This window comes from Streptomyces sp. NPDC047130 (genome assembly GCF_040643475.1).
Classification (GTDB): Bacteria; Actinomycetota; Actinomycetes; order Streptomycetales; family Streptomycetaceae; genus Streptomyces.
Genome location: NZ_JBEYUK010000002.1, coordinates 31,767 through 53,893, shown reverse-complemented (window position 1 = coordinate 53,893; position 22,127 = coordinate 31,767). Strand labels below are relative to the sequence as shown.

Here is a 22,127-nt window from a genome sequence, read left to right as displayed (position 1 = left end):
TCATGGACGTCATGCTCTTCCACTCGACCTACGGCCTGCGCCCCGCCGTGCACGAGGCCGCCGACCGGCTCCGCGCCGCGGGACACCAGGTGTGGACCCCGGACCTCTTCGACGGACGGGTCTTCGAGACGGTCGAGGAGGGCATGGACCACCACGCCGGCGTGGGGGCGGACGAGCTGCTGAAGCGGGCCGTCCTGGCGGCCGCGCCCTACTCCGAGCGCGGGCTGGTCTACGCCGGTTTCTCGCTGGGGGCGGCCACCGCGCAGACCCTGGCGCTCGGCGACGACAAGGCCCGGGGTCTGCTGCTCCTGCACGGCACCTCGGACATCGCCGCGAACGCCTCGGTGGACGACCTGCCGGTGCAGCTCCACGTGGCCGAGCCCGATCCCTTCGAGACGGACGACTGGCTGAGCTCCTGGTACCTCCAGATGCGCCGGGCCGGCGCGGACGTGGAGGTCTTCCGGTATCCCGGGGCGGGCCACCTCTACACCGACCCCGGGCTCCCGGACCACGACGCCGAGGCGGCCGAGGCCACCTGGCGGGTGGCGCTCGGCTTCCTCGACTCGCTCTAGGCGGCGCTCGCTCCGGGCGGCGACTCGCTCCGGGCGGTGAGTCGCTCCGGGCGTCGAGTCGCTCCGGGCGGGCGGCCTCAGCCCGCGCGGTACGCGGTCCAGGCCTGCTGCATCCGGGTCACCTGACCGCTGGTGAACTGGTACATGCAGGAGTCGTACGTGTAGTCCATGAAGTTGTGGATCGGGTCGGCGCCCGAGGACTTGGCGCAGGTGTCACGGCCGGTCGGGCACTCGTACGCCGGGCTGGCCTCGGCGGGGGTGTCGGAGACGTAGTCGCCGTTGCCGTTGCAGCCGCCCTGGAACGTGTGGTACAGGCCCAGCCAGTGGCCCACCTCGTGGGTGGCGGTGTCGCCCTGGTTGTAGTTGGTGGCGCTGCCGCCGGGCAGCGACTCGTCCAGCAGGACCACGCCGTCCATGGAGGTGACGTTGGAGGTCGGGAAGGTCGCCCAGCCGAGCAGCCCGCCGCTGAGGTTCGCGGTGTAGACGTTCAGGGCGTTGGCGCCGCCCTTGCGCAGGGCGGTCTTCATGGCCTTCTCGGCGGAGGAGCCGGAGGCCAGGTTGTACCAGGAGGCGTTGTTCGTGTAGTCGACGGACGCCAGCTGGAACTGGAAGCCGGTGGCGACGTTGCCGGTGCCCTGGCCCGCGTAGGCGTTGTTCAGGACGTTGATCTGGCTGTTGATCTCGGCCGAGGTCAGGTTGCCCTTGGTGCCGTCGGTGATGACGTGGAAGTACACCGGGATGGTGGCGGAGACCGCGGCCGCGGACGGGGCGACGCGCTTCTCGGCGAGCTTCTTCTCCAGGTCGGCCTGCATGGCCTTGGCCTTCGCGGCGGTGACCGTGTTCGGGTCGACGGCGCCGTGGTCGTGGTCGTGGCCCTTGCCCACACGGGCCGCGGAGCCCGCGGTGTCCTCGCACTCGTCGGCGACGGAGACCTTGGCCGCGGGGGCGGCGGCCAGCGTGGTGGGGGCCGAGACCGGGGTCAGGACCAGGGCGCCGGCCACGGCGGCGGTGCCGATCAGGCGCCGGCGCAGCTGGGGGGATATCCGGGCGAAGGCACGCATGTGAGCTCCTTGCTCGAGCGGGGCAGACGCGGCGCGCAGGGATCTCCCTGGCCGCCGCCCGGACATTACGTGGACATGCCGAAAGGTCAGGAGTAGCGATCCGGCCTCTTCGGGCCGGGAGCAGACCGGGGCAATCGGTTCGCGCCGCGCCGCGGTCCCGTCGTGAGGGAGGCGGCGGCGCGGCGCGGAGCGGGCGCGAGGAGCCGGAAGTGTCCGGATTCGTTCGGTGCCGAAACGCCGGGAGAAGGCTTCCGTCACCTGCCCTTTACAGGCGGAGCGGTCCGGTCGGGTGGCCGAGAAGTGCCCCTGTGAGTGACGCGCGTTGCGTGCTGAGAGGCCGGACGGGTCCTAGACCGGGTCGTAGGTCCGCTCGGCCTTCTGGGTGCCGCTGAGGGTCCGGTAGGAGCGGACCCAGTGCTCGGTGGCGGCCGGGTCGGTGCGGTCCGAGATCCGGTAGTAGTCCATCTGCGCCCGCTGGGGCGTCACCGAGAACACGCCGTACCCGTGCTGGTCGGTGTCGACGAACTTGATGTGCCGGTTGAGGGTCCTGATGACCGGGTCGGCGACCGAGGTGACGGCGCCCTCGGACACCCCGACGTAGTCGTTGAGGTTGTCCGAGGTCACCGAGGTGACCACGAACTCGGTGGCCGCGGAGGCGGTCAGCGGGTAGGTGGTGGCGTTCACCGGGACGTCGGTGGCGAACGCCATGTGCACGTCGCCGGTCAGGAACACCGTGTTGCGGATGGAGTGGGACCGCAGATGGGAGATGAGCTCCTTGCGGTCGTCGGTGTACCCGTCCCACTGGTCGACGCTGATCGCCAGGTCCGGCAGGCCGAGCAGCTCGCCCAGGGGCTCGCGCACGAACTCCGGGAGCTGGGCCACCGAGAACGGCGCGATCATCACGGAGTTGCCGACCAGCCGCCAGGTGGTGTCCGAGGAGGCGAGGCCGGATTTCAGCCAGTCCATCTGCGCGCGGCCGGTGATGGTGCGGTCCGGGTCGTCCACCGCGCCGCCGGCCGAGGAGACCTGCTGGGAGCGGAAGCTGCGCAGGTCCAGCAGCGAGAGGTCGGCCAGCCTGCCGAAGCGGAGCCGGCGGTAGGTGGTGCCGGCGATCGCCGGGCGCACCGGCATCCACTCGAAATAGGCCTGCTTGGCTGCCGCCTGACGCGCGGCCCAGGCGCCCTCGGCGCCTTCCGTGTGGTTCTCCGCGCCGCCCGACCAGGTGTCGTTGGCCACCTCGTGGTCGTCCCAGATGGCGACGCAGGGGGCGGCGGCGTGCAGCGCCTGCAGGTCCTGGTCGGTCTTGTACCGGGCGTGCCGCATCCGGTAGTCGGCGAGGGTGAGGATCTCGTGCTCGGGCTGGTAGGTGCGGACCACGCCGCCGTAGGCGTAACCGCCGCTGGCGTACTCGTAGATGTAGTCGCCCAGGTGGAGCCAGGCGTCCAGGTCGCCGCGGGCCGCGAGGTGCCGGTAGGGCGAGAAGTAGCCCGCCTCGTAGTTGGCGCACGACACCACGCCGAAGCGCAGCCCGTCCACCGGGGCGTCGGCGGCGGGCGCGGTGCGGGTGCGGCCGACGGGGGAGTGGACGCCGCCCGCGGTGAAGCGGAAGTAGTAGTCCGTGGCCGGGCGCAGGCCGCGGACGTCGGCCTTCACCGTGTGGTCGGTGGCGGCCCGGGCGGTGACCGTGCCGCGGGACACCACGGACGACAGGGAGCGGTCGGTGGCGATGACCCACTCGACCGGGGTGTCGGGCCCGGTGCCCGAGCCCGGGGCGGCCTCGGGGACGGGGGTGACCCGGGTCCACAGCAGGATGCCGTCGGGGAGCGGGTCGCCGGAGGCCACGCCGTGCAGGAAGACGGGGGCGGCGGCGGCCGCCGCCCGGGCCGGGAGCGCGGCGGCCAGCGGGGCGGCCAGCGCCGCGCCGGCCGCGGCGGCCTTGACCACCGTACGGCGGCTGGGCGCCGACGCGGGCGCGGCGGCGGTGGTGGCGTGGGGGGAGGTGGCGGCGGTGGTGGTGGCGGAGGCGTCGGAGTGCGGTCTCGGTCGGCTCATGGGCCGGAGGCTACTGACGCGTACATGCAAGAGCGAGCGAACTCACAAGAGTTCGCCCGCTCTTCGGCCGTTATTCGGCCACCGGCCGGGAGGCCGGGTCGGCTCAGCCCTTCAGGGCCTTGTCGATGGCCGCCTCGAACTCCTCCACGGTCATCGGGGCGTTCTGGCCGCCGCTGTCGGTGACGACCTTGCCGTCCATGACCAGGGAGGGAGTGCCGCCGAAGCCGTACTTCTCGCCGTCGGCGTCGAACTTCTTGTCCATCTCCAGGGCCCACTTGTCGAAGGTGCCGTCCTTGACGTCCTTCTCGAAGTCCTTGTTGCCCTTGAGGGAGTCCACCGAGTTGGCGATCTTGATCAGGTAGGCGTCGTCGGCCAGCTTGTCGGTGGACTCCTCCGGGTGGAACTCCGCCGAGTACAGCGCGGCCTTGTAGTCCAGGAACGCCTCGGGGCTGACGTCCAGGGCGGCGCCGAGGGCGCTCAGGGCGTTCTTGGAACCCTCGCCGGAGAGGTTGTCGTCCAGGAAGCTGGCGCCGACGAACTGGAGCTTGTAGCTGCCGTCCTCCATGCCCTTGCGGACCGTCTCGCCGACGGACTGCTCGAAGGCGGCGCAGACGGGGCAGCGCGGGTCCTCGTAGAGGGCCAGGGTCTTCTCGCCGCCCTCGCCGATGACCACGTCGAGGCCGTTCTTGCCGCTGGTGTTGGCCGGGGCCACCAGCTTGGCGTCCTTGGCGGCCTCCCAGGCGGAGGGCTTGTTGGCCTGGACGATGCCGTAGGCGGCGCCGCCGGCTATCGCGAGGCCGGCCACGACGGACACGGCCACCACCATCTGGCGCTTGACCTTGGCGCGCTTGGCCTCACGCTCGCGCTCCTGACGCAGCCGCTCGCGGGCGGCGGACTTGGCGGCCTGGGAGTTGCGCTGGCTCATGGGGTTCTCCAGAGGAAAAAGTCGAAGAAAGACTGGGTGGGATCACGGGGGCACGCACGCACGCCGACGAGGCGTCGCGCGCGCGGGGCGCGGGGGGCCGGAACCCGGCCGGGTCGTGAAGGACCGGTCAGGCGGCGGCGAGGCGGGCCGGCGGCCCGCGCAGCCCCAGGGAGCGCACCAGGTACCGCATCCGCGGCGCGACGGCCGCGGGCGCCCCGGCGGTGATCCGCGGGGCGGGGACGGCGCGCGGGGCGACGGTGGCGAACGCCACCAGCAGCGGCCGGAACGTCGTCGCGGCGACGGCGCGCAGCACCTGGGCCAGCGCGCGCTCGCCGCGGCTGAGCCAGGCGGCGGCCAGCAGCCCCACCCCGACGTGGCAGGCGAGCAGCGCCCAGGCCGTGCCCGGACCGCTCTCGGCGAGCAGCGCGGCGGCGCCCTCGGGGGCGGCGGCCGGCGTCAGCGGGGTGCCCACCGGGGCGCCCCGGCAGAGCAGGTCGAGGCCAACCGAGTGCAGCGGGCCGGCGACCGGACCCCCGGCCGCGCCGTAACAGGCGTGCTGGCCGGTGGTGAAGATCGTGTCGGCGGCGAGTTCCAGCGGGACCAGCAGCGCCGCGATCGGGCCGAAGCGGCGCTCCCGTCCGGCCAGGGCGTAGGCCGCGAGGAAGACGGCGGCGCTGACCGCCGCCACCGTGGACAGCGGGAGCGGCGCGCCCGAGAGCAGCACGTGGGACGCGGTGCCTACGGTCACGGCCAGCGCCGTGAACAGCACCGCGCGTGCGGCTCTGAGGGGGGTCCCGGACATGTCCATCTCGCGGAAAGTCTGGCACGCCGGAGGTTAAAGGACTGGTAAAAGGTGACGGCCGCCACCCGGTGGGGCCGGGAAGGTTCCCGATGCCCCGGCCTGTGGGCGGCGGGGCATAGACTTCGAGACCGACAACCGGACCACGCGCACCCCCCGCCCCGTGCTCCTCAGGAGGCCCCACCCGTGTCGAAGCCGCCCTTCACGCACCTGCACGTCCACACCCAGTACTCGCTGCTGGACGGTGCCGCGCGGCTCAAGGACATGTTCCAGGCCTGCCAGGACATGGGGATGACCCACATCGCCATGTCCGACCACGGCAACCTGCACGGGGCGTACGACTTCTTCCACACCGCGAAGAAGGCCGGGGTCACGCCGATCATCGGCATCGAGGCCTACGTCGCCCCCGAGTCGCGGCGCAACAAGCGCAAGATCCAGTGGGGCCAGCCGCACCAGAAGCGCGACGACGTCTCCGGTTCCGGCGGTTACACCCACAAGACGATCTGGGCGGCGAACGCCACCGGTCTGCACAACCTCTTCCGGCTCTCCTCCGACGCCTACGCCGAGGGCTGGCTGCAGAAGTGGCCCCGGATGGACAAGGAGACCATCTCGAAGTGGTCCGAGGGCCTGATCGCCTCCACCGGCTGCCCCTCCGGCGAGGTCCAGACCCGGCTGCGCCTCGGCCAGTTCGACGAGGCGCTCAAGGCCGCCGCCGACTACCAGGACATCTTCGGCAAGGGGCGGTACTTCCTGGAGCTGATGGACCACGGCATCGACATCGAGCACCGGGTCCGCGACGGGCTCCTGGAGATCGGCAGGAAGCTCGGCATCCCGCCGCTGGTCACCAACGACTCGCACTACACCTACGCGCACGAGGCCCAGGCCCACGACGCGCTGCTGTGCATCCAGACCGGCAAGAACCTCTCCGACCCCGACCGCTTCAAGTTCGACGGCACCGGCTACTACCTGAAGTCGACGGAGGAGATGTACGCCATCGACTCCTCCGACGCCTGGCAGGAGGGCTGCCGCAACACCCTCCTGGTCGCCGAGCAGGTGGACACCACCGGCATGTTCGAGAAGCGCGACCTGATGCCGAAGTTCGACATCCCGGAGGGCTACACGGAGGTCACCTGGTTCAAGGAGGAGGTCCGCCGCGGCATGGAGCGCCGCTTCCCCGGCGGCATCCCCGAGGACCGGCAGAAGCAGGTCGAGTACGAGATGGACGTCATCATCCAGATGGGGTTCCCGGGCTACTTCCTGGTCGTCGCCGACTTCATCATGTGGGCCAAGAACAACGGCATCGCGGTCGGCCCCGGCCGAGGCTCCGCGGCCGGCTCGATCGTGGCGTACGCCATGGGCATCACCGACCTCGACCCGATCCCGCACGGCCTGATCTTCGAGCGGTTCCTCAACCCCGAGCGCGTCTCCATGCCCGACGTCGACATCGACTTCGACGAGCGCCGGCGCGTCGAGGTGATCCGGTACGTGACCGAGAAGTACGGCGCCGACAAGGTCGCCATGATCGGCACCTACGGCACCATCAAGGCGAAGAACGCCATCAAGGACTCCGCCCGCGTCCTGGGCTACCCCTACGCGATGGGCGACCGCATCACCAAGGCGATGCCCGCCGACGTCCTCGGCAAGGGCATCCCGCTCTCCGGCATCACCGACCCCCAGCACCCCCGTTACTCGGAGGCCGGCGAGGTCCGGTCGATGTACGAGAACGAGCCGGACGTCAAGAAGGTCATCGACACCGCCAAGGGCGTCGAGGGCCTGGTCCGGCAGATGGGCGTGCACGCCGCCGGCGTCATCATGTCCAGCGAGACCATCACCGACCACGTCCCGGTCTGGGTCCGGCACTCCGACGGCGTCACCATCACGCAGTGGGACTACCCGAGCTGCGAGTCGCTCGGCCTGCTGAAGATGGACTTCCTCGGCCTGCGCAACCTCACGATCATGGACGACGCCGTCAAGATGGTGAAGGCCAACAAGGGGATCGACATCGATCTCCTCGGCCTCCCGCTCGACGACCCGACCACCTTCGAGCTGCTGCAGCGCGGTGACACCCTCGGCGTCTTCCAGTTCGACGGCGGCCCCATGCGCTCCCTGCTGCGCATGATGAAGCCCGACAACTTCGAGGACATCTCCGCCGTCTCGGCCCTGTACCGGCCGGGCCCGATGGGCATGAACTCGCACATCAACTACGCGCTGCGCAAGAACGGCCAGCAGGAGATCACGCCGATCCACCCCGAGCTGGAGGAGCCGCTCAAGGAGGTGCTGAGCGTCACCTACGGCCTGATCGTGTACCAGGAGCAGGTGCAGAAGGCCGCGCAGATCATCGCGGGCTACTCGCTCGGCGAGGCCGACATCCTCCGCCGCGTGATGGGCAAGAAGAAGCCCGACGAACTGGCCAAGAACTTCACCATCTTCCAGGCCGGCGCCCGCAAGAACGATTACAGCGACGAGGCCATCCAGGCCCTCTGGGACGTGCTGGTCCCCTTCGCCGGCTACGCGTTCAACAAGGCGCACTCCGCCGCCTACGGCCTGGTCTCCTACTGGACGGCCTACCTCAAGGCCAACCACCCCGCCGAGTACATGGCGGCGCTGCTGACCTCGGTCAAGGACGACAAGGACAAGTCCGCGGTCTACCTCAACGAGTGCCGCCGCATGGGCATCAAGGTCCTCCCGCCGAACGTCAACGAGTCCGAGCCCAACTTCGCGGCCCAGGGCGACGACGTGATCCTCTTCGGCCTCTCCGCGGTCCGCAACGTCGGTTCCAACGTCGTCGACTCGGTCATCAGGACCCGCAAGGCCAAGGGGAAGTTCTCCTCCTTCCCCGACTACCTCGACAAGGTCGAGGCCGTGGTCTGCAACAAGCGCACCACCGAGTCGCTGATCAAGGCCGGCGCCTTCGACTCCCTCGGGCACACCCGCAAGGGCCTGATCGCCCAGTACGAGCCGATGATCGACAACGTGGTCCAGGTCAAGCGCAAGGAGGCCGAGGGCCAGTTCGACCTCTTCGGCGGCATGGGCGACGAGGGCGCCGACGAGCCCGGCTTCGGACTGGACGTCGAGTTCTCCACCGACGAGTGGGACAAGACCTACCTGCTCGCCCAGGAGCGGGAGATGCTCGGCCTCTACGTGTCCGACCATCCGCTCTTCGGCCTGGAGAACGTCCTCGCCGACAAGGCCGACGCGGGCATCGCCCAGCTCACCGGCGGCGACTACGGCGACGGCGCCGTCGTCACCATCGGCGGCATCATCTCCGGCATCCAGCGGAAGATGACCAAGCAGGGCAACGCCTGGGCCATCGCCACCGTGGAGGACCTGGCCGGTTCCATCGACTGCATGTTCTTCCCGGCCACCTACCAGCTCGTCTCCACCCAACTCGTCGAGGACGCCGTCGTCTTCGTCAAGGGCCGCCTGGACAAGCGGGAGGACGTGCCGCGGCTGGTGGCCATGGAGCTGATGGTCCCCGACCTGTCCAACGCCGGCGCCAACGCGCCGGTGGTGCTGACCATCCCCGCGCTCAAGGTCACCCCGCCCATGGTCACCCGGCTCGGGGAGATCCTCTCCAGCCACAAGGGCGAGAGCGAGGTGCGGATCAAGCTGCAGGGGCCGCGGAAGACCACCGTGCTCCGCCTCGACCGGCACCGCGTGAAGCCCGACCCCGCCCTCTACGGCGACCTCAAGGTGCTGCTCGGCCCGTCCTGCCTGGCGGGCTGACCGCCGCCGCGCGCCCGGTCGCCCGGGACGCGTCAGGGGCCCGCCCCGCGGCTCGTTCGCACGAGCCCGGGCGGGCCCCTCGGGCGCTGCGTGCGCGCGTCAGTTGTGGCCGAAACGGCGCTGCTTGCGCGCGACGTCCGACGGGTTGCCCTGCACCTGCGCGATGGTGGGCTGGTGCTGCGCGGCCCCCTCGTCCGAGCGGTGCGCCGGCCGGTCCGACTGCGCGGCGCGCTGGGCGGGCTTGCGGGTGTTCTTGTTCTTGGCCATGGTGATCTTCCTCCTGTGAGGGAATCGGTGGGCCAGAGCCGCATTCAGACTCACACAGGCCGACCACGCACGCATGTCGGACGACTACCCACCGTGACAGGGGGGTTGGGGCGCCGCCCTCCGTCCCGCGGGCAAACGCCACGCCGAAGATCCAGTTCGGGCCGTCCGGACCCTCGCGCTGGGGCAGACTCGAAGCGAGCCCGAAGCACACCTCCCCGGACAGAGGAAAGAGGGTGACCGCGTGGACCGCTGCATCGTCCTGGTGGACGCCGGATATCTGCTGGGCGCCGCCGCCAGCCTCCTGGCCGGAGAGCCCTCGCGGTCCCGCATCAGCGTCGACCACGCCGCCCTCGTCCAGGGCCTCCGCGAACGCGCCGAGGCCGACACCCGGCAGCCCCTGCTGCGCATCTACTGGTTCGACGGCGCCCCCGACCGGGTCCCGCAGCCCGAACACCGCAGACTCCGGGTGATGCCCCGCGTAACCGTCCGCCTCGGCGCCCTCACCCGCTCCGACGGGCGCTGGGCGCAGAAGGGCGTCGACGCCGCGATGCACGCCGAGCTCACCGAACTCGCCCGCAACCGCGCCTGCTCCGACATCGTGCTGGTCACCGGCGACGGAGACCTGCTGCCCGGCATGATGTCCGCCAAGGAACACGGCGTCGCCGTCCACCTGTGGGCCGTGCAGGCCGCCGACAACAACTACAACCAGTCCGAGGACCTGGTCGCCGAGGCCGACGAACGCCGGGTGCTGGACCGGGCCTGGATCACCCAGGCGGTCCGGGCCCGCGACCTCGGCGGCGTCTGCGCGCCACCGCCCGCGCCGCGACCCGAGATCGCCGCCATCCTCTCCGCCCCGCCCGGAGAACCCCACGCCCCCCAGGGCGACCGGCGGACCCGCGACCGCGAACCCGTCCCCGCGCCCGTCAACGGCAACGGCGACAGCGCGGGCGGCGCCGACCGGGTGCCCGCCGCCAAAGGCGTGCCCACCCCGAAGGACCTCGCGGCGCTGCGCGCCTCCGGCCCCCCGGCCGTGACCGCGCCCGCGGCCCAGCCCGCCACCGCCACCCTGCGCTGGTCCTCCGACCGGGGCTGGGTCGAGCGCCCCGGCACCCCTCCCGAGTCCGCCGAGGCGGCCGCCCTGCCCACCCTCGCCCAGCTCACCAGCGCCGAGCAGCGGTGGGCCGACCACGAGGAGGACATCACCAGCGTCGGCGGGGACGCCTACGAGGTCGGACAGGTCTTCGCCCGCCGCTGGATCCAGCGCGTCACCGACCCCTCCTGCCTGGAGAAGCTCTCCGCCGAGTACCCGCGCATCCCGCACCGCATCGACGGCGAACTCCTCCGCTACGCGGCCCGCTTCGGGCTCCTCGCGCACAAGGACGACCAGATCGACGAACACGACCGTTACGCCATCCGGGCGGGCTTCTGGCGGGAGGTCGACAGCCACACCGGGGCGGAGCGGGCCGCGACCGCGGACTGATCCCGGGACCGCGCCGTGCGACGGCACCACCCCGTCCGGCGGGCCGCCCCGGAAAAAAGGGGTTGGATTTCGGGCCGAGTCGGGCACCCCGTAGGCTCATCCCTCGTGAACGCACGCCCCGCACCGCCGTCCCCTCGCCCCGAGGTCGTGTGCGCGGTGCGTGACCTCACCAAGACCTACCCGGCCGGCCGGGGCCGCCGCGGCACGCCCGGCACACCCGAGGTGACGGCCACCGACGCGGTCAGCCTGGACGTCCGGCAGGGCGAGATCTTCGGCCTGCTCGGCCCCAACGGCGCCGGCAAGTCCACCCTGGTCCGCCAGATCACCGGCCTGATGCGGCCCGACCGGGGCAGCGTCACCCTCTACGGCCACGACGTCGTCCGGCACCCCGAGCGGGCCTCCCGGATCCTCGCCTACCTCGGCCAGGAGTCCACCGCCCTGGACGAGCTCACCGTGTCGCTGGCCGCCGAGACCACCGGGCGGCTGCGCGGCCTGGACGCCCGCGCCGCCCGCGCCGAGCGCGACGCCGTCCTCGACGAACTCGGCCTCGGCCCGATCGCGGGCCGGCCGCTGCGCAAGCTCTCCGGCGGTCAGCGCCGGCTCGCCTGCTTCGCCACCGCCCTGGTGGGCCGGAGGCCGCTGCTGGTCCTCGACGAACCCACCACCGGCATGGACCCCGTAGCCCGCCGCGCCGTCTGGTCCGCCGTCGACCGCCGCCGCGCCGAGCACGGGGCCACGGTGCTGCTCGTCACCCACAACGTCATCGAGGCGGAGACCGTGCTGGACCGGGTCGCCGTGCTCGACCGGGGGCGGGTCATCGCCTGCGACACGCCCTCCGGCCTCAAGGAACGCGTCGCCGACGAGGTCCGCGTCGACCTGGTCTGGCGGGAGACGGCGCCGCTGCACGTGCCGGAGGTGGCCGCGCTGCGGGGCCGGGCCGTCGAGTCGGGCCGCCGCTGGACCCTGCGGCTCGCCCCGGACGAGGCGCGGGCCGCCGTCGGCGCGGTCACCGGCGGCGCCGCCTTCGCGGCCCTGGACGACTTCACCCTGGCCACGCCGAGCCTGGAGGACGTCTACCTGGCGCTCGGCGGCGAGGCGCGGGGACTGGTGAAGGCGTGAGGGGGGCCGCGGAGCGGGTGCGGAACGTGCCGCCGCGCGAGGCCCGCCCGGGCGCGGTCGGCGCCGGGGTGCCGGGTCGTGCCGGGGTGCCGGGCCGAGCCGGTGTCCCGGGTCGCGCCGGTGAAGAAGAACGTGCCCTGACGAGGAGCTGCCTGTGAGCGTCGTACCCGCCGAGACCCTGCCGGGCACGGTGCCGGCGCCGGCCGCGGCTCCCCAGCGGAGGGCGGCCTCCCCGGTCGTCGCCGAGCTCGGCCCGCGGACCCGGCTGTGGCCGGCCCTCGGCGCCGTCTACCGGGCCCAGCTGTCCCGGGCCCGGGTGGCGCGGATCCCGCTGCTCTTCGTGGCCACCTTCCAGTCCGTCGGCATCATGATCCTGATGCGCGGCGTGGTGGACGGCGGGGACGAGGCCCGGGCCGTCGTCGCCGGCTCCTCGGTGCTGGTCGTCGCCTTCGTGGCGCTCAACCTGCTCTCCCAGTACTTCGGGCAGCTCCGCGCCAGCGGCGGGCTCGACCACTACGCCACGCTGCCGGTGCCCCCCGCCGCGGTGGTGCTGGGCGCGGCCGCCGCGTACGCCTCGTTCACCGTGCCGGGGACGCTGGTCACCGCGGTCCTCGGCTGCCTGCTCTTCGGGCTGCCGCTCACCCACCTGTGGGTGCTGGCCGCCGTGATCCCGCTGGCCGGAGCCGCGCTGGCCGGACTCGGGGCCGCCTGCGGGCTGCTCGCGCCCCGGCCGGAGCTGGCCACCCTGCTGGGCCAGCTCGGCATGTCGGCGGCCCTGCTGCTGGGCGTGCTGCCGGCCTCCCGGATGCCGCAGGTGGTGTCCCTCGCCCGCGACCTGCTGCCCTCCACCTACGCCGTGGAGGCGTTCACCCGGTCCTTCGGGTCCCATCCGGACTGGACGCGGGTCCTGGCCGACCTCGCCGTCTGCGCCGTGGTCGGCGTGGTCTCGCTGGCCGTGGCCACCTGGGCCTACCGCAGGGCCGCCGTCCGGTGACGCGCCGCCCGCCGACGCCTGGCACGATGTCAGGGTGACCGCACCTCTGACTCCTCAACCGCACCCGCAGTCCGAGTCCGACGACGCCGCACGGGCGCACGAGGGGACGCCGCCGGCGTCCGGCGAGCCGCACGGCGAGGACGCCGCGGCCGGCGGGCGGGCCGGCGGTTCCCACCTCTTCCGGCCGCGTTCGGCGGTCCGGTCCTACCTCGACGGCGGTCCCGGCCTGCGCGCCGAGCTGGGCCAGGGTGCGCTGGTGGCGGCCGCGTCCACCGCGGCGGGCCTGCTGCTGGGGCTGCTCTGGCTCTGGCTCGCGCCGCGGGTTCCGCTGGTCGGCGAGGTCGTCGACGGGGAGTGGATCGCCTACCTCGCCGAGATCGAGGGGGAGCAGGCGGTCGGCGCGGACGGGGTGTTCACGCTGCTGGCCGCGGGGTTCGGGCTGGTCGGCGGGGTGCTGGCGTTCCTGCTGGTGCGGCGGGGCGGGGTGCCCGTGGTCGCCGGGCTGAGCCTGGGAGGGCTGCTGGGGTCGGTGGTGGCCTGGCAGGTCGGGATGTCGCTCGGCCCCTCGCGGGACGTCGCGGCGCGGGCCCGCGCGGCCGGGGACGGCGTGCGGTTCGACGCGCCGCTGGAGCTGCACGCGGTCAGCGCGCTGGTGATGTGGCCGGTGGTGGCGCTGCTGGTGCACCTCACGTTGACGGCTCTGCTGGTGCCCCGGGACGACGACGGGGCGGACGAGCCGGAGGCTCCCGAGGAGGACGCCCCGGAGGCCCCGGAGGCCCCGGAGGCCCCGGACGCCCAGGACGCTCCGGACGCCCCGGGCGGCGCGCTGCGGAAGAGCTGAGCCGTCGCCGCGGGGCGACCCGCCGCGCGCGCGAGCTCCCGCACGGCGGCCTGCGCGCGTCCGCGCGCCGCCCTGCCCCGCCCTGCGCCGGTGGGGCCCGGTTCAGGGGCGGGCGACGGGAGCCGTGGTGGCGCCGGTGAGGGTGGTCAGGTCCTTGGGGGAGAGCTCCACCTCGAGGCCGCGGCGGCCGGCGGAGACGCAGACGGTCGCGTGGTCCTCGGCGGAGGAGTCCAGGACCGTGGGCAGCTTCTTGCGCTGCCCCAGCGGGGAGATCCCGCCCCGCACGTACCCCGTGGTGCGCTCGGCCAGCGCGGGGTCGGCCATCGCGGCCCGCTTGCCGCCCACCGCCGCGGCGAGCGCCTTCAGGTCCAGCGACCCGGCCACCGGCACCACGGCCACCACCAGGGAGCCGTCCACGTCCGCCACCAGCGTCTTGAAGACCCGGTCGGGCGACACGCCCATCGCCTCGGCGGCCTCCTCGCCGTACGAGGGGTGCGAGGGGTCGTGCTCGTAGGCGTGCACGGTGAACGGCACGCCCGCCTCGGTGAGGGCGACCGTGGCCGGCGTGCCGCCGGACTGCTGCTTCTTCGGCTTCCTGGCCATCTTCCCGTCCGTCTCCGCTCGGGTCGCGCTGGGTGTGTGTCGGTCAGTTCAGGCTGGTGGGGACCCGGGTGAGGTCACCGGCCGGAAGGGACGGCAGGGCGCGCAGGATGGAGGCCTCCTGCCGCAGCAGCCGCAGTTCGTCCCGCAGCCGGGACGCCGTGTCCGGGGTCTGCAGCAGCCGCTGCTTGGTCGGCGTGTCCAGCACCATCGCCGCCGCCACCAGGTACGACACCACGGACGGCTCGTCCGGCAGCTCCGCCGACGAGGACAGCGACCGCTCGCTCGCACCCGCCAGCCGCTTCTGGTACTGGCGGAACGACCGCAGCACCCCCTCGGCGAGCGGCCCGGCCTCGTCGCCCTCCTCCTCCGGCAGCTCCTCCAGCTCGGCCGTGAGGTAGGCCCCGGAGGCCTCCACGGAGACCAGCCGGGCCCGGCGGGTGCCGGTGGCCAGCACCTCGTAGGTGCCGTCGTCCCGCTCCCGGATGGTCGCCACGTCGGCGACGCAGGCCACCGCGTGGAAGGAGTTGACCGGGTCGGCGGCGAAACCGGCGGCCGGGCCCCGCTCGGGCAGCGCCGTCGGGTCGGGCATGCCGGGAGCGGTGGTCGCGACCTCGTGCCCGTCGCGGATGGCGACCACGGCGAACCGGCGCGGCGCCTCCTCCGGCACCAGGAGCAGGTCGCGCATCATGGCGCGATACCGCTCCTCGAAGACGTTGAGGGGAAGCACGAGCCCTGGGAACAGGACCATGTTCAAGGGAAACAGCGGCAGCCGCAGGGTGGTCACGGCGCAAAAGCCTAATGCGCGCGGCGCCCGGATCCCGCGCCGCGGTCGGCGCCCGCGGCGCGGGGCGGGTCAGCTCCGGCCCAGGAGGCGGGTCGCGCCGGCCGCCACGGCCGTGGCCAGCCCCCAGCCCAGCAGGATCAGCACGGCGGCCAGCCACTGCCAGGCGCCCTGCAGGTGCCAGGCCGTCGCGTGCCCCAGGTCGATCACCGGCAGCAGCAGGTCCAGGGAGAACAGCGCCGGGCTCCACGGCGGGTGCTCGTCGCCCCGCGCCGGTGTGGGCCGGGACCGGGAGAACATCAGCGTGCTCGCCGCCCACAGGACCGCCAGCCACACCGCCGCCCGGGCCGGGCGGTAACCGTAGGCGACCGTCACGTCCTGGGCGTAGCCCCACAGCTTGGCCGCCGGGGGCAGCGTCTCCCGGCGGCGGCGCTGCTTGGCCAGCAGCACCTCGCGGGCGTCCTCGTCCTCGCCGCCGCCGCGCAGCACCGTGGCCAGCAGCTCGTAGGGCTCGGGGTTGTACTCGGGCGTGGCCGCGGCCAGCCACTCCAGGCGCTGCTCCAGGGTGAACGGGCCCTGCGGGACCAGGTTCTCGTAGGTGAACCCGCCCATGTGCAGGCGGCCCGGCCCCGGCCAGCTCTCCGCCCGGTCCACCAGGTTCCCCACCCGCGCCCCGGACAGCACCACCCGGCCCCGCCGCGGGCGCACCGGCAGGAACCGCAGCTCCGGCGTCTGCACCCGGCGCAGCGACAGCTCCTGCTCGGCGGTCAGGTTGAACCGGGCGGCCCGCAGGTCCACCGAGTCGCCGAACCGCCCGTCGTCGAGCCGCACCCCGCCCAGGCACTCGAACGGCTGGACCCGGGTGCCGCGCGCGGGCGTGTTGCCGGCGGGCCGCGCCGTGCCGATCCCGGCGGGCGTCATGTAGAGGGCGCGGCCCACGCTCAGCTGGGGCGCGTTGAGCGCCAGCCGGGCGTACGGGTTGGCCAGGCGGGCGCCGCGCAGGCTCAGCGAGGCGCCCACCTCGGAGGAGCGCAGCCCCAGCTCGCCGTGCGACTCCAGCAGGTCGGCCTGGAGGTCCTGGCCCACCGTGAGGCCGTCCGCGGACAGGGAGCGGCCGTGCCGGTCGTGCCGCACCACCGCCTGGCTGAGCAGCAGGTCGGTGCCGATCCGGGCGTCGCTCAGGCGGATGCCGCGGGCGAACCGGCAGCGCGGCAGGTGCAGGTCGCCCTCGGTGTGCACACGGGCCGCCTCCAGGCGCGGCACGGCGCAGTTCTCCAGCCGCACGGTGGTGAACCGGGCCTCGGGCAGCAGGATCTCCTCGTCGAAGCGGCAGTCCTCCATCTCGACGTAGGGATCCACCGTGCCGCCGGCCAGGTCCAGGGAGCCGGCGATCCGCACCCCGATCAGCTTGAGGGCCGACACCCGGCCGGCCAGCGCGGGCGGCCCGTCCAGCAGCAGCCAGCACACGACGCGGGCGCGGACCGTCCGCTCGGGCCCCCAGGGGTGACGGCCGTGCGGGTCGTCGACCACCGGGTCGCCGTGCCGCAGGTCGTAGACGCTGCCGTCGCGGAACGCCTGCCACATCCCGGTCTCCGCCGGTGACAGGTCGCCCGGCAACCCGGTCTCGAGGCCGTCGGGAGCGACGGTGCCACCCTCGGTCACGGCACTCACTCCCTCCTCCCGGCGCACGTTGGTATTACTGCCGTCATGCCCGAACGTGACCACGTGGACACCTTGCGTAACGGTGATCTTTTCTGCTCCGGACGGCCGAGGACCGGGCGCGCGGGCGGTGCCGGGCGGCGGGCCGTATCAGCGGTTGATACGTGGCGTCGGTCCACGTTCCGGGTCTGAGAGAATTGGGGGCGTGATCTCCCGAATCGATCTGCGCGGCGACGCCCTCCCCGAGGGTCCTGCCCTGCGCGCCCTGCTGCCCCGAGCCGACTTCGACGTGACCGCCGCCCTCGAGAAGGTGCGGCCGATCTGCGAGGACGTGCATCATCGGGGCGACGCGGCACTGATCGACTTCGCCGAGAAGTTCGACGGCGTGCGCCTGGACTCCGTGCGCGTCCCGGCCGCCGCGCTCACCGAGGCGCTGGAGGGCCTGGACCCGGAGGTCCGCGCCGCCCTCGAGGAGTCGATCCGCCGCGCCCGCCTGGTGCACCGGGCGCAGCGCCGCTCCACGCACACCACCCAGGTCGTCCCCGGTGGCTCGGTCACCGAGAAGTGGGTGCCGGTCCAGCGGGTCGGCCTCTACGCGCCCGGCGGGCGCTCGGTCTACCCGTCGTCCGTGATCATGAACGCGGTGCCGGCCCAGGAGGCGGGCGTCGAGTCGATCGCGCTGGCCTCCCCGGCCCAGAAGGAGTTCGGCGGCCTGCCGCACCCGACGATCCTCGCCGCCTGCGCCCTGCTGGGCGTCGACGAGGTGTACGCGGCCGGCGGCGCCACCGCGGTCGCCATGTTCGCCTACGGCACCGGGTCCTGCCCGCCCGCCGACATGGTCACCGGACCCGGCAACATCTGGGTCGCCGCCGCCAAGCGGTACTTCACCGGGAAGATCGGCATCGACGCCGAGGCCGGCCCGACCGAGATCGCCGTCCTCGCCGACCGCACCGCCGACCCGGCGCACGTCGCCGCCGACCTGATCAGCCAGGCCGAGCACGACCCGCTGGCCGCCGCCGTGCTGGTCACCGACTCCGAGGAGCTGGCCGAGGCGGTGGAGCGCGAGCTCAAGCCGCAGGTCGAGGCCAGCAAGCACGTCACCGAACGGATCGCCCCGGCCCTGGCCGGCAGGCAGTCCGCGATCGTGCTGGTGGACGGCATCGAGGAGGGCCTGAAGGTGGTCGACGCCTACGGCGCCGAGCACCTGGAGATCCAGACCGCGGACGCCGCCGCCCTCGCGGAGCGGGTGAGGAACGCCGGCGCGATCTTCGTCGGCCCCTGGTCCCCGGTGTCGCTCGGCGACTACGCGGCCGGCTCCAACCACGTGCTGCCCACCGGCGGCTGCGCCTGCCACTCCTCCGGCCTGTCCGTGCAGTCCTTCCTGCGCGGCATCCACATCGTCGACTACGACCGGGACGCCCTGGCCGACGTGGCGCACACCGTCGTCACCCTCGCCGAGGCCGAGGACCTCCCGGCGCACGGCGCGGCGATCAAGGCACGGTTCGACTGGAAGGTTCCCGGCACCAAGTGAGCGACGTGAGCGAGATCCGCATCGACGACCTGCCCGTACGCGAGGAGCTGCGCGGCAAGTCCCCGTACGGCGCGCCGCAGCTCGACGTGCCGGTGCGCCTGAACACCAACGAGAACCCCTACCCGCTCCCCGACGAGCTGGTCGACCGCATCGCCGAGCGGGTCCGCGAGGCCGCCCGCCACCTCAACCGCTACCCCGACCGGGACGCGGTCGAGCTGCGCACCCGCCTCGCCGCGTACCTGAACGACACGGCCCTGAACGGCTCGGCCGTGAACGGCTCGGCCCCGGCCGGCACCGCCGGGCGTCCGGTGGGCAAGGAGAACGTCTGGGCCGCCAACGGCTCCAACGAGGTCCTCCAGCAGCTGCTGCAGACCTTCGGCGGTCCCGGCCGCACCGCGATCGGCTTCGAGCCCTCGTACTCGATGCACGCCCTGATCGCCCGCGGCACCGGCACCGGCTGGATCTCGGGCCCCCGCAACGACGACTTCACCATCGACGTCCCGGCCGCCGAGAAGGCCATCGCCGAGCACCGCCCCGACGTCGTCTTCGTGACGACGCCCAACAACCCCACCGGCAACGCCGTGCCCGCCGAGGCGGTGCTCGCCCTGTACGACGCCGCCCAGGCCGCCAAGCCGTCCATCGTGGTGGTCGACGAGGCCTATGTGGAGTTCAGCCACGGCGCCTCGCTGCTGCCGCTGCTGGAGGGCCGCCCGCACCTGGTGATCTCCCGGACCATGTCCAAGGCGTTCGGCGCCGCCGGGCTGCGCCTGGGCTACTTCGCCGCCCACCCGGCCGTGGTGGACGCCGTGCAGCTCGTCCGGCTGCCCTACCACCTGTCGGCGGTCACCCAGGCCACGGCGCTCGCCGCCCTGGAGCACACCGGCACCCTGCTCGGCTACGTCCGGCAGCTCAAGGAGGAGCGCGACCGCCTGGTCGCCGAACTCCGCGGGCTCGGCTACGAGGTGACCGACTCCGACGCCAACTTCGTCCAGTTCGGCCGGTTCGAGGACGCCCACGCCGCCTGGCGCCGGATCCTCGACCACGGCGTCCTGGTCAGGGACAACGGCGTCCCCGGACGGCTGCGGGTGACCGCGGGCACGCCCGCGGAGAACGACGCGTTCCTGGAAGCGGTACGCGCACTGAAGAAGTACGAAGAGGAGTACAACGCATGAGCCGCGTCGGGCGCGTGGAGCGCACCACCAAGGAGACCTCCGTCCTGGTCGAGATCGACCTCGACGGCACCGGTCGCACCGACATCGCCACCGGCGTCGGCTTCTGGGACCACATGCTGGACCAGCTCGGCCGCCACGGCCTGTTCGACCTCACGGTGAAGACCGAGGGCGACCTCCACATCGACTCCCACCACACCATCGAGGACACCGCCCTCGCGCTCGGCGCCGCGTTCAAGCAGGCGCTCGGCGACAAGGTCGGCATCTACCGGTTCGGCAACTGCACCGTGCCGCTGGACGAGTCCCTCGCCCAGGTCACCGTCGACCTCTCCGGCCGCCCCTACCTGGTGCACACCGAGCCGGAGAACATGGCGCCGATGATCGGCTCCTACGACACCACGATGACCCGGCACATCCTGGAGTCCTTCGTCGCCCAGGCGCAGATCGCCCTGCACGTCCACGTGCCGTACGGCCGCAACGCCCACCACATCGTGGAGTGCCAGTTCAAGGCCCTGGCCCGCGCCCTGCGCTACGCCTCGGAGCGCGACCCGCGCGCCGAGGGCATCCTGCCCTCCACGAAGGGCGCGCTGTAAACCGATGAACGGAGTCTCCACCGTACTGATCGTGCTCGGCCTCTTCCTGCTCGGCGGAGTCATCTCCTTCCACAAGCAGAAGATGCCGAAGAGCCTGATCGCCGTCCTCTCCATCGGCGCAGCCCTGTGCATCGTCGTCGGCGCCATGTACTGGAAGTAGGAGCATGAGCAGCCCCAAGAAGGTCGTCGTCCTCGACTACGGGTTCGGCAACGTCCGCTCCGCCGAGCGGGCGCTCGCCCGGGTCGGTGCCGACGTCGAGATCACCCGCGACTACGACCGGGCCATGAACGCCGACGGCCTGCTGGTCCCCGGCGTGGGCGCCTTCGCCGCCTGCATGCAGGGCCTCAAGGAGGCCCGCGGCGACTGGATCGTCGGCCGCCGGCTCTCCGGCGGACGCCCCGTCATGGGCATCTGCGTGGGCATGCAGATCCTCTTCGCCCGCGGCATCGAGCACGGCGAGGAGGCCGAGGGCCTCGACGAGTGGCCCGGCACGGTCGAGCCGCTGCAGGCCGACGTGGTGCCCCACATGGGCTGGAACACCGTCCAGGCCCCCGAGGACACCGAGCTGTTCGCCGGGGTCGGCCCCGAGGAGCGGTTCTACTTCGTGCACTCGTACGCCGTGCACGACTGGTCGCTCGAGGCGCACAACCCGTCGCTCGCCGCGCCCAAGGTGACCTGGTCCACCCACGGCAGGCCCTTCGTCGCCGCCGTCGAGAACGGCGCGCTGTGGGCCACCCAGTTCCACCCCGAGAAGTCCGGCGACGCCGGAGCCCAGCTGCTGACCAACTGGATCGGAACCCTCTAGACATGGCTGACACCGCCAAGCTCGAACTGCTGCCCGCCGTCGACGTGCGCGACGGCCAGGCCGTCCGCCTCGTCCACGGCGAGTCCGGCACCGAGACCTCCTACGGCTCCCCGCTGGAGGCCGCCCTCGCCTGGCAGTCGGCCGGCGCCGAGTGGCTCCACCTGGTCGACCTGGACGCCGCCTTCGGCACCGGCGACAACCGGGAGCTGATCTCCGAGGTCGCCCGCGCCATGGACATCAAGGTGGAGCTGTCCGGCGGCATCCGCGACGACGACTCGCTCGCCGCCGCCCTCGCCACCGGCGCCACCCGCGTCAACATCGGCACCGCCGCCCTGGAGAACCCCGAGTGGGTCGCCAAGATCATCGCCGAGCACGGCGACCAGATCGCCGTCGGCCTCGACGTCCGCGGCACCACGCTCCGCGGCCGCGGCTGGACCCGTGACGGCGGCGACCTCTACGAGACCCTGGCCCGCCTGGACTCCGAGGGCTGCGCCCGGTACGTCGTCACCGACATCGCCAAGGACGGCACGCTGCAGGGCCCCAACCTGCAGCTGCTGAAGGACGTCTGCGCCCGCACCGACCGGCCGGTCGTCGCCTCCGGCGGCGTCTCCTCGCTGGACGACCTGCGGGCCATCGCCGAGCTGGTCCCGCTCGGCGTGGAGGGTTCCATCGTCGGCAAGGCCCTCTACGCCAAGGCGTTCACGCTGGAAGAGGCGCTGGAGGCCGTGTCCCGATGACCGACGTGCGGCGCGTGCAGAGTCCGGAACCCACCCCGTGGGAGGAGGAGTTCGGCTTCGCGCGCGCCGTCGCGGCGGGCGACCGCGTGCTGGTCGGCGGAACCACCGCCTTCCGCGGCGGAGTCCTCTCCGGCGAGGGCGACCCCTACGAACAGGCCCGCGCCGCGTTCGCCAACGCGCTGCGGGCGATCGAGGAGTTCGGGCTCGGCCCGGACTCCGTGGTCCGCACCCGCGTGTACCTCGCCCACCGCCGGGACGTGGAGGCGGCCGGCCGCGCCCACCAGCAGGTCTTCGGCACGGTACGGCCGGTGATGACGCTGGTGGTCGTCGACGGGTTCGTCGACCCGCGCATCCTGGTCGAGGTCGAACTCGAGGCGTACCGCGCCCCGTAGCAGTTCTGTTGTTCTTTCTT

21 protein-coding genes are annotated in these 22,127 nt (G+C 72.9%); 13 read left to right on the top strand and 8 right to left on the bottom strand.

All coding sequences use genetic code 11. The annotated features are described in order from the left end of the window. The first annotated feature begins 2 nt into the window (after nt 1-2). Nucleotides 3-572 (top strand): dienelactone hydrolase family protein, encoded by a 570-nt coding sequence (locus tag ABZ836_RS02785; RefSeq protein WP_356130852.1) that lies wholly within the window; start codon nt 3-5, stop codon nt 570-572. 77 nt (nt 573-649) lie between these two features. On the opposite strand, the gene ABZ836_RS02780 is transcribed toward ABZ836_RS02785, so the two are convergent. The 4 genes from ABZ836_RS02780 to ABZ836_RS02765 all read right to left on the bottom strand — a co-directional run bounded on the left by ABZ836_RS02780 (nt 650) and on the right by ABZ836_RS02765 (nt 5,418). Continuing rightward, the gene (locus tag ABZ836_RS02780) at nt 650-1,633 is read right to left on the bottom strand and encodes a zinc metalloprotease (protein WP_361138637.1); all 984 of its coding nucleotides are present in this window, start codon (nt 1,631-1,633) and stop codon (nt 650-652) included. A gap of 348 nt (nt 1,634-1,981) precedes the next feature. Continuing rightward, complete coding sequence (locus ABZ836_RS02775; protein ID WP_361138634.1) at nt 1,982-3,685, bottom strand: alkaline phosphatase D family protein; 1,704 nt, start codon at nt 3,683-3,685, stop codon at nt 1,982-1,984. A 103-nt stretch (nt 3,686-3,788) separates the two neighbouring features. After that, entirely contained in the window at nt 3,789-4,610 is an 822-nt protein-coding gene (locus ABZ836_RS02770) for a thioredoxin domain-containing protein (protein WP_356130858.1), read from the bottom strand. 127 nt (nt 4,611-4,737) lie between these two features. Beyond that, nucleotides 4,738-5,418, bottom strand: a complete 681-nt coding sequence (locus tag ABZ836_RS02765; protein ID WP_356130860.1) for a hypothetical protein — start codon at nt 5,416-5,418, stop codon at nt 4,738-4,740. 177 nt (nt 5,419-5,595) lie between these two features. Between ABZ836_RS02765 and dnaE the strand changes: the two genes are divergently transcribed. Then, nucleotides 5,596-9,135: a DNA polymerase III subunit alpha gene (gene dnaE / locus ABZ836_RS02760; RefSeq protein WP_356130862.1), complete on the top strand. Its 3,540-nt coding sequence runs from the start codon at nt 5,596-5,598 to the stop codon at nt 9,133-9,135. Nucleotides 9,136-9,234: 99 nt separating this feature from the next. Here the strand turns inward: dnaE and ABZ836_RS02755 are convergent, their stop codons facing one another. Then, on the bottom strand, nt 9,235-9,402 hold the full coding sequence (locus tag ABZ836_RS02755) for a hypothetical protein (protein ID WP_356130863.1): 168 nt from the start codon (nt 9,400-9,402) through the stop codon (nt 9,235-9,237). A 241-nt stretch (nt 9,403-9,643) separates the two neighbouring features. Here ABZ836_RS02755 and ABZ836_RS02750 point away from each other — a divergent pair, with 241 nt between their 5' ends. The 4 genes from ABZ836_RS02750 to ABZ836_RS02735 all read left to right on the top strand — a co-directional run bounded on the left by ABZ836_RS02750 (nt 9,644) and on the right by ABZ836_RS02735 (nt 13,836). Then, the gene (locus ABZ836_RS02750; RefSeq protein ID WP_356130865.1) at nt 9,644-10,882 is read left to right on the top strand and encodes an NYN domain-containing protein; all 1,239 of its coding nucleotides are present in this window, start codon (nt 9,644-9,646) and stop codon (nt 10,880-10,882) included. 147 nt (nt 10,883-11,029) lie between these two features. Then, the gene (locus ABZ836_RS02745) at nt 11,030-12,001 is read left to right on the top strand and encodes an ABC transporter ATP-binding protein (protein WP_361139319.1); all 972 of its coding nucleotides are present in this window, start codon (nt 11,030-11,032) and stop codon (nt 11,999-12,001) included. Between the two features lie 154 nt (nt 12,002-12,155). Next, nucleotides 12,156-12,995 carry an ABC transporter permease gene (locus tag ABZ836_RS02740; protein ID WP_356130867.1) on the top strand — a complete coding sequence of 280 codons (840 nt, stop codon included), beginning with the start codon at nt 12,156-12,158 and terminating at the stop codon, nt 12,993-12,995. 34 nt (nt 12,996-13,029) lie between these two features. Then, nucleotides 13,030-13,836: an AAA family ATPase gene (locus ABZ836_RS02735; RefSeq protein WP_361138628.1), complete on the top strand. Its 807-nt coding sequence runs from the start codon at nt 13,030-13,032 to the stop codon at nt 13,834-13,836. Between the two features lie 102 nt (nt 13,837-13,938). Here the strand turns inward: ABZ836_RS02735 and ybaK are convergent, their stop codons facing one another. The 3 genes from ybaK to ABZ836_RS02720 form a co-directional block, all read right to left on the bottom strand. Continuing rightward, complete coding sequence (gene ybaK / locus ABZ836_RS02730; RefSeq protein ID WP_356130871.1) at nt 13,939-14,439, bottom strand: Cys-tRNA(Pro) deacylase; 501 nt, start codon at nt 14,437-14,439, stop codon at nt 13,939-13,941. A 43-nt stretch (nt 14,440-14,482) separates the two neighbouring features. Further along, complete coding sequence (locus ABZ836_RS02725) at nt 14,483-15,223, bottom strand: LON peptidase substrate-binding domain-containing protein (RefSeq protein WP_356130873.1); 741 nt, start codon at nt 15,221-15,223, stop codon at nt 14,483-14,485. A 69-nt stretch (nt 15,224-15,292) separates the two neighbouring features. Continuing rightward, nucleotides 15,293-16,882 (bottom strand): oxidoreductase, encoded by a 1,590-nt coding sequence (locus ABZ836_RS02720; protein ID WP_361138624.1) that lies wholly within the window; start codon nt 16,880-16,882, stop codon nt 15,293-15,295. Nucleotides 16,883-17,084: 202 nt separating this feature from the next. Here ABZ836_RS02720 and hisD point away from each other — a divergent pair, with 202 nt between their 5' ends. From hisD to ABZ836_RS02685, 7 genes are read left to right on the top strand one after another with little or no spacing between them, the layout of a single operon-like run. Next, complete coding sequence (gene hisD, locus ABZ836_RS02715) at nt 17,085-18,410, top strand: histidinol dehydrogenase (RefSeq protein ID WP_356130877.1); 1,326 nt, start codon at nt 17,085-17,087, stop codon at nt 18,408-18,410. Between the two features lie 5 nt (nt 18,411-18,415). After that, nucleotides 18,416-19,582: a histidinol-phosphate transaminase gene (locus ABZ836_RS02710; protein ID WP_361139316.1), complete on the top strand. Its 1,167-nt coding sequence runs from the start codon at nt 18,416-18,418 to the stop codon at nt 19,580-19,582. Beyond that, a complete protein-coding gene (gene hisB / locus ABZ836_RS02705) occupies nt 19,579-20,172 on the top strand; it encodes an imidazoleglycerol-phosphate dehydratase HisB (protein ID WP_356130878.1) in 594 nt (197 codons plus the stop codon). Before ABZ836_RS02710 ends, hisB begins: the two co-directional genes overlap by 4 nt. Nucleotides 20,173-20,176: 4 nt before the next feature. After that, complete coding sequence (locus ABZ836_RS02700) at nt 20,177-20,332, top strand: hypothetical protein (RefSeq protein ID WP_356130880.1); 156 nt, start codon at nt 20,177-20,179, stop codon at nt 20,330-20,332. 4 nt (nt 20,333-20,336) lie between these two features. Then, nucleotides 20,337-20,978, top strand: a complete 642-nt coding sequence (gene hisH, locus ABZ836_RS02695) for an imidazole glycerol phosphate synthase subunit HisH (protein WP_356130882.1) — start codon at nt 20,337-20,339, stop codon at nt 20,976-20,978. A 2-nt stretch (nt 20,979-20,980) separates the two neighbouring features. Beyond that, nucleotides 20,981-21,715 (top strand): bifunctional 1-(5-phosphoribosyl)-5-((5-phosphoribosylamino)methylideneamino)imidazole-4-carboxamide isomerase/phosphoribosylanthranilate isomerase PriA, encoded by a 735-nt coding sequence (priA, locus tag ABZ836_RS02690; RefSeq protein WP_356130884.1) that lies wholly within the window; start codon nt 20,981-20,983, stop codon nt 21,713-21,715. Beyond that, nucleotides 21,712-22,107, top strand: coding sequence for a RidA family protein (locus tag ABZ836_RS02685; protein ID WP_356130885.1), 396 nt, complete (start codon nt 21,712-21,714; stop codon nt 22,105-22,107). Before priA ends, ABZ836_RS02685 begins: the two co-directional genes overlap by 4 nt. Nucleotides 22,108-22,127 lie beyond the last annotated feature (20 nt).

Excerpts from the sequence above, each read along its gene's own strand:
- ABZ836_RS02785 (WP_356130852.1), top strand. The coding sequence starts at position 3 with ATGGACGTCATGCTCTTCCACTCGACCTACGGCCTGCGCCCCGCCGTG.
- ABZ836_RS02780 (WP_361138637.1), bottom strand. The coding sequence starts at position 1,633 with ATGCGTGCCTTCGCCCGGATATCCCCCCAGCTGCGCCGGCGCCTGATC.
- ABZ836_RS02775 (WP_361138634.1), bottom strand. The coding sequence starts at position 3,685 with ATGAGCCGACCGAGACCGCACTCCGACGCCTCCGCCACCACCACCGCC.
- ABZ836_RS02770 (WP_356130858.1), bottom strand. The coding sequence starts at position 4,610 with ATGAGCCAGCGCAACTCCCAGGCCGCCAAGTCCGCCGCCCGCGAGCGG.
- ABZ836_RS02765 (WP_356130860.1), bottom strand. The coding sequence starts at position 5,418 with ATGGACATGTCCGGGACCCCCCTCAGAGCCGCACGCGCGGTGCTGTTC.
- ABZ836_RS02755 (WP_356130863.1), bottom strand. The coding sequence starts at position 9,402 with ATGGCCAAGAACAAGAACACCCGCAAGCCCGCCCAGCGCGCCGCGCAG.
- ybaK (WP_356130871.1), bottom strand. The coding sequence starts at position 14,439 with ATGGCCAGGAAGCCGAAGAAGCAGCAGTCCGGCGGCACGCCGGCCACG.
- hisB (WP_356130878.1), top strand. The coding sequence starts at position 19,579 with ATGAGCCGCGTCGGGCGCGTGGAGCGCACCACCAAGGAGACCTCCGTC.
- ABZ836_RS02700 (WP_356130880.1), top strand. The coding sequence starts at position 20,177 with ATGAACGGAGTCTCCACCGTACTGATCGTGCTCGGCCTCTTCCTGCTC.
- hisH (WP_356130882.1), top strand. The coding sequence starts at position 20,337 with ATGAGCAGCCCCAAGAAGGTCGTCGTCCTCGACTACGGGTTCGGCAAC.
- priA (WP_356130884.1), top strand. The coding sequence starts at position 20,981 with ATGGCTGACACCGCCAAGCTCGAACTGCTGCCCGCCGTCGACGTGCGC.
- ABZ836_RS02685 (WP_356130885.1), top strand. The coding sequence starts at position 21,712 with ATGACCGACGTGCGGCGCGTGCAGAGTCCGGAACCCACCCCGTGGGAG.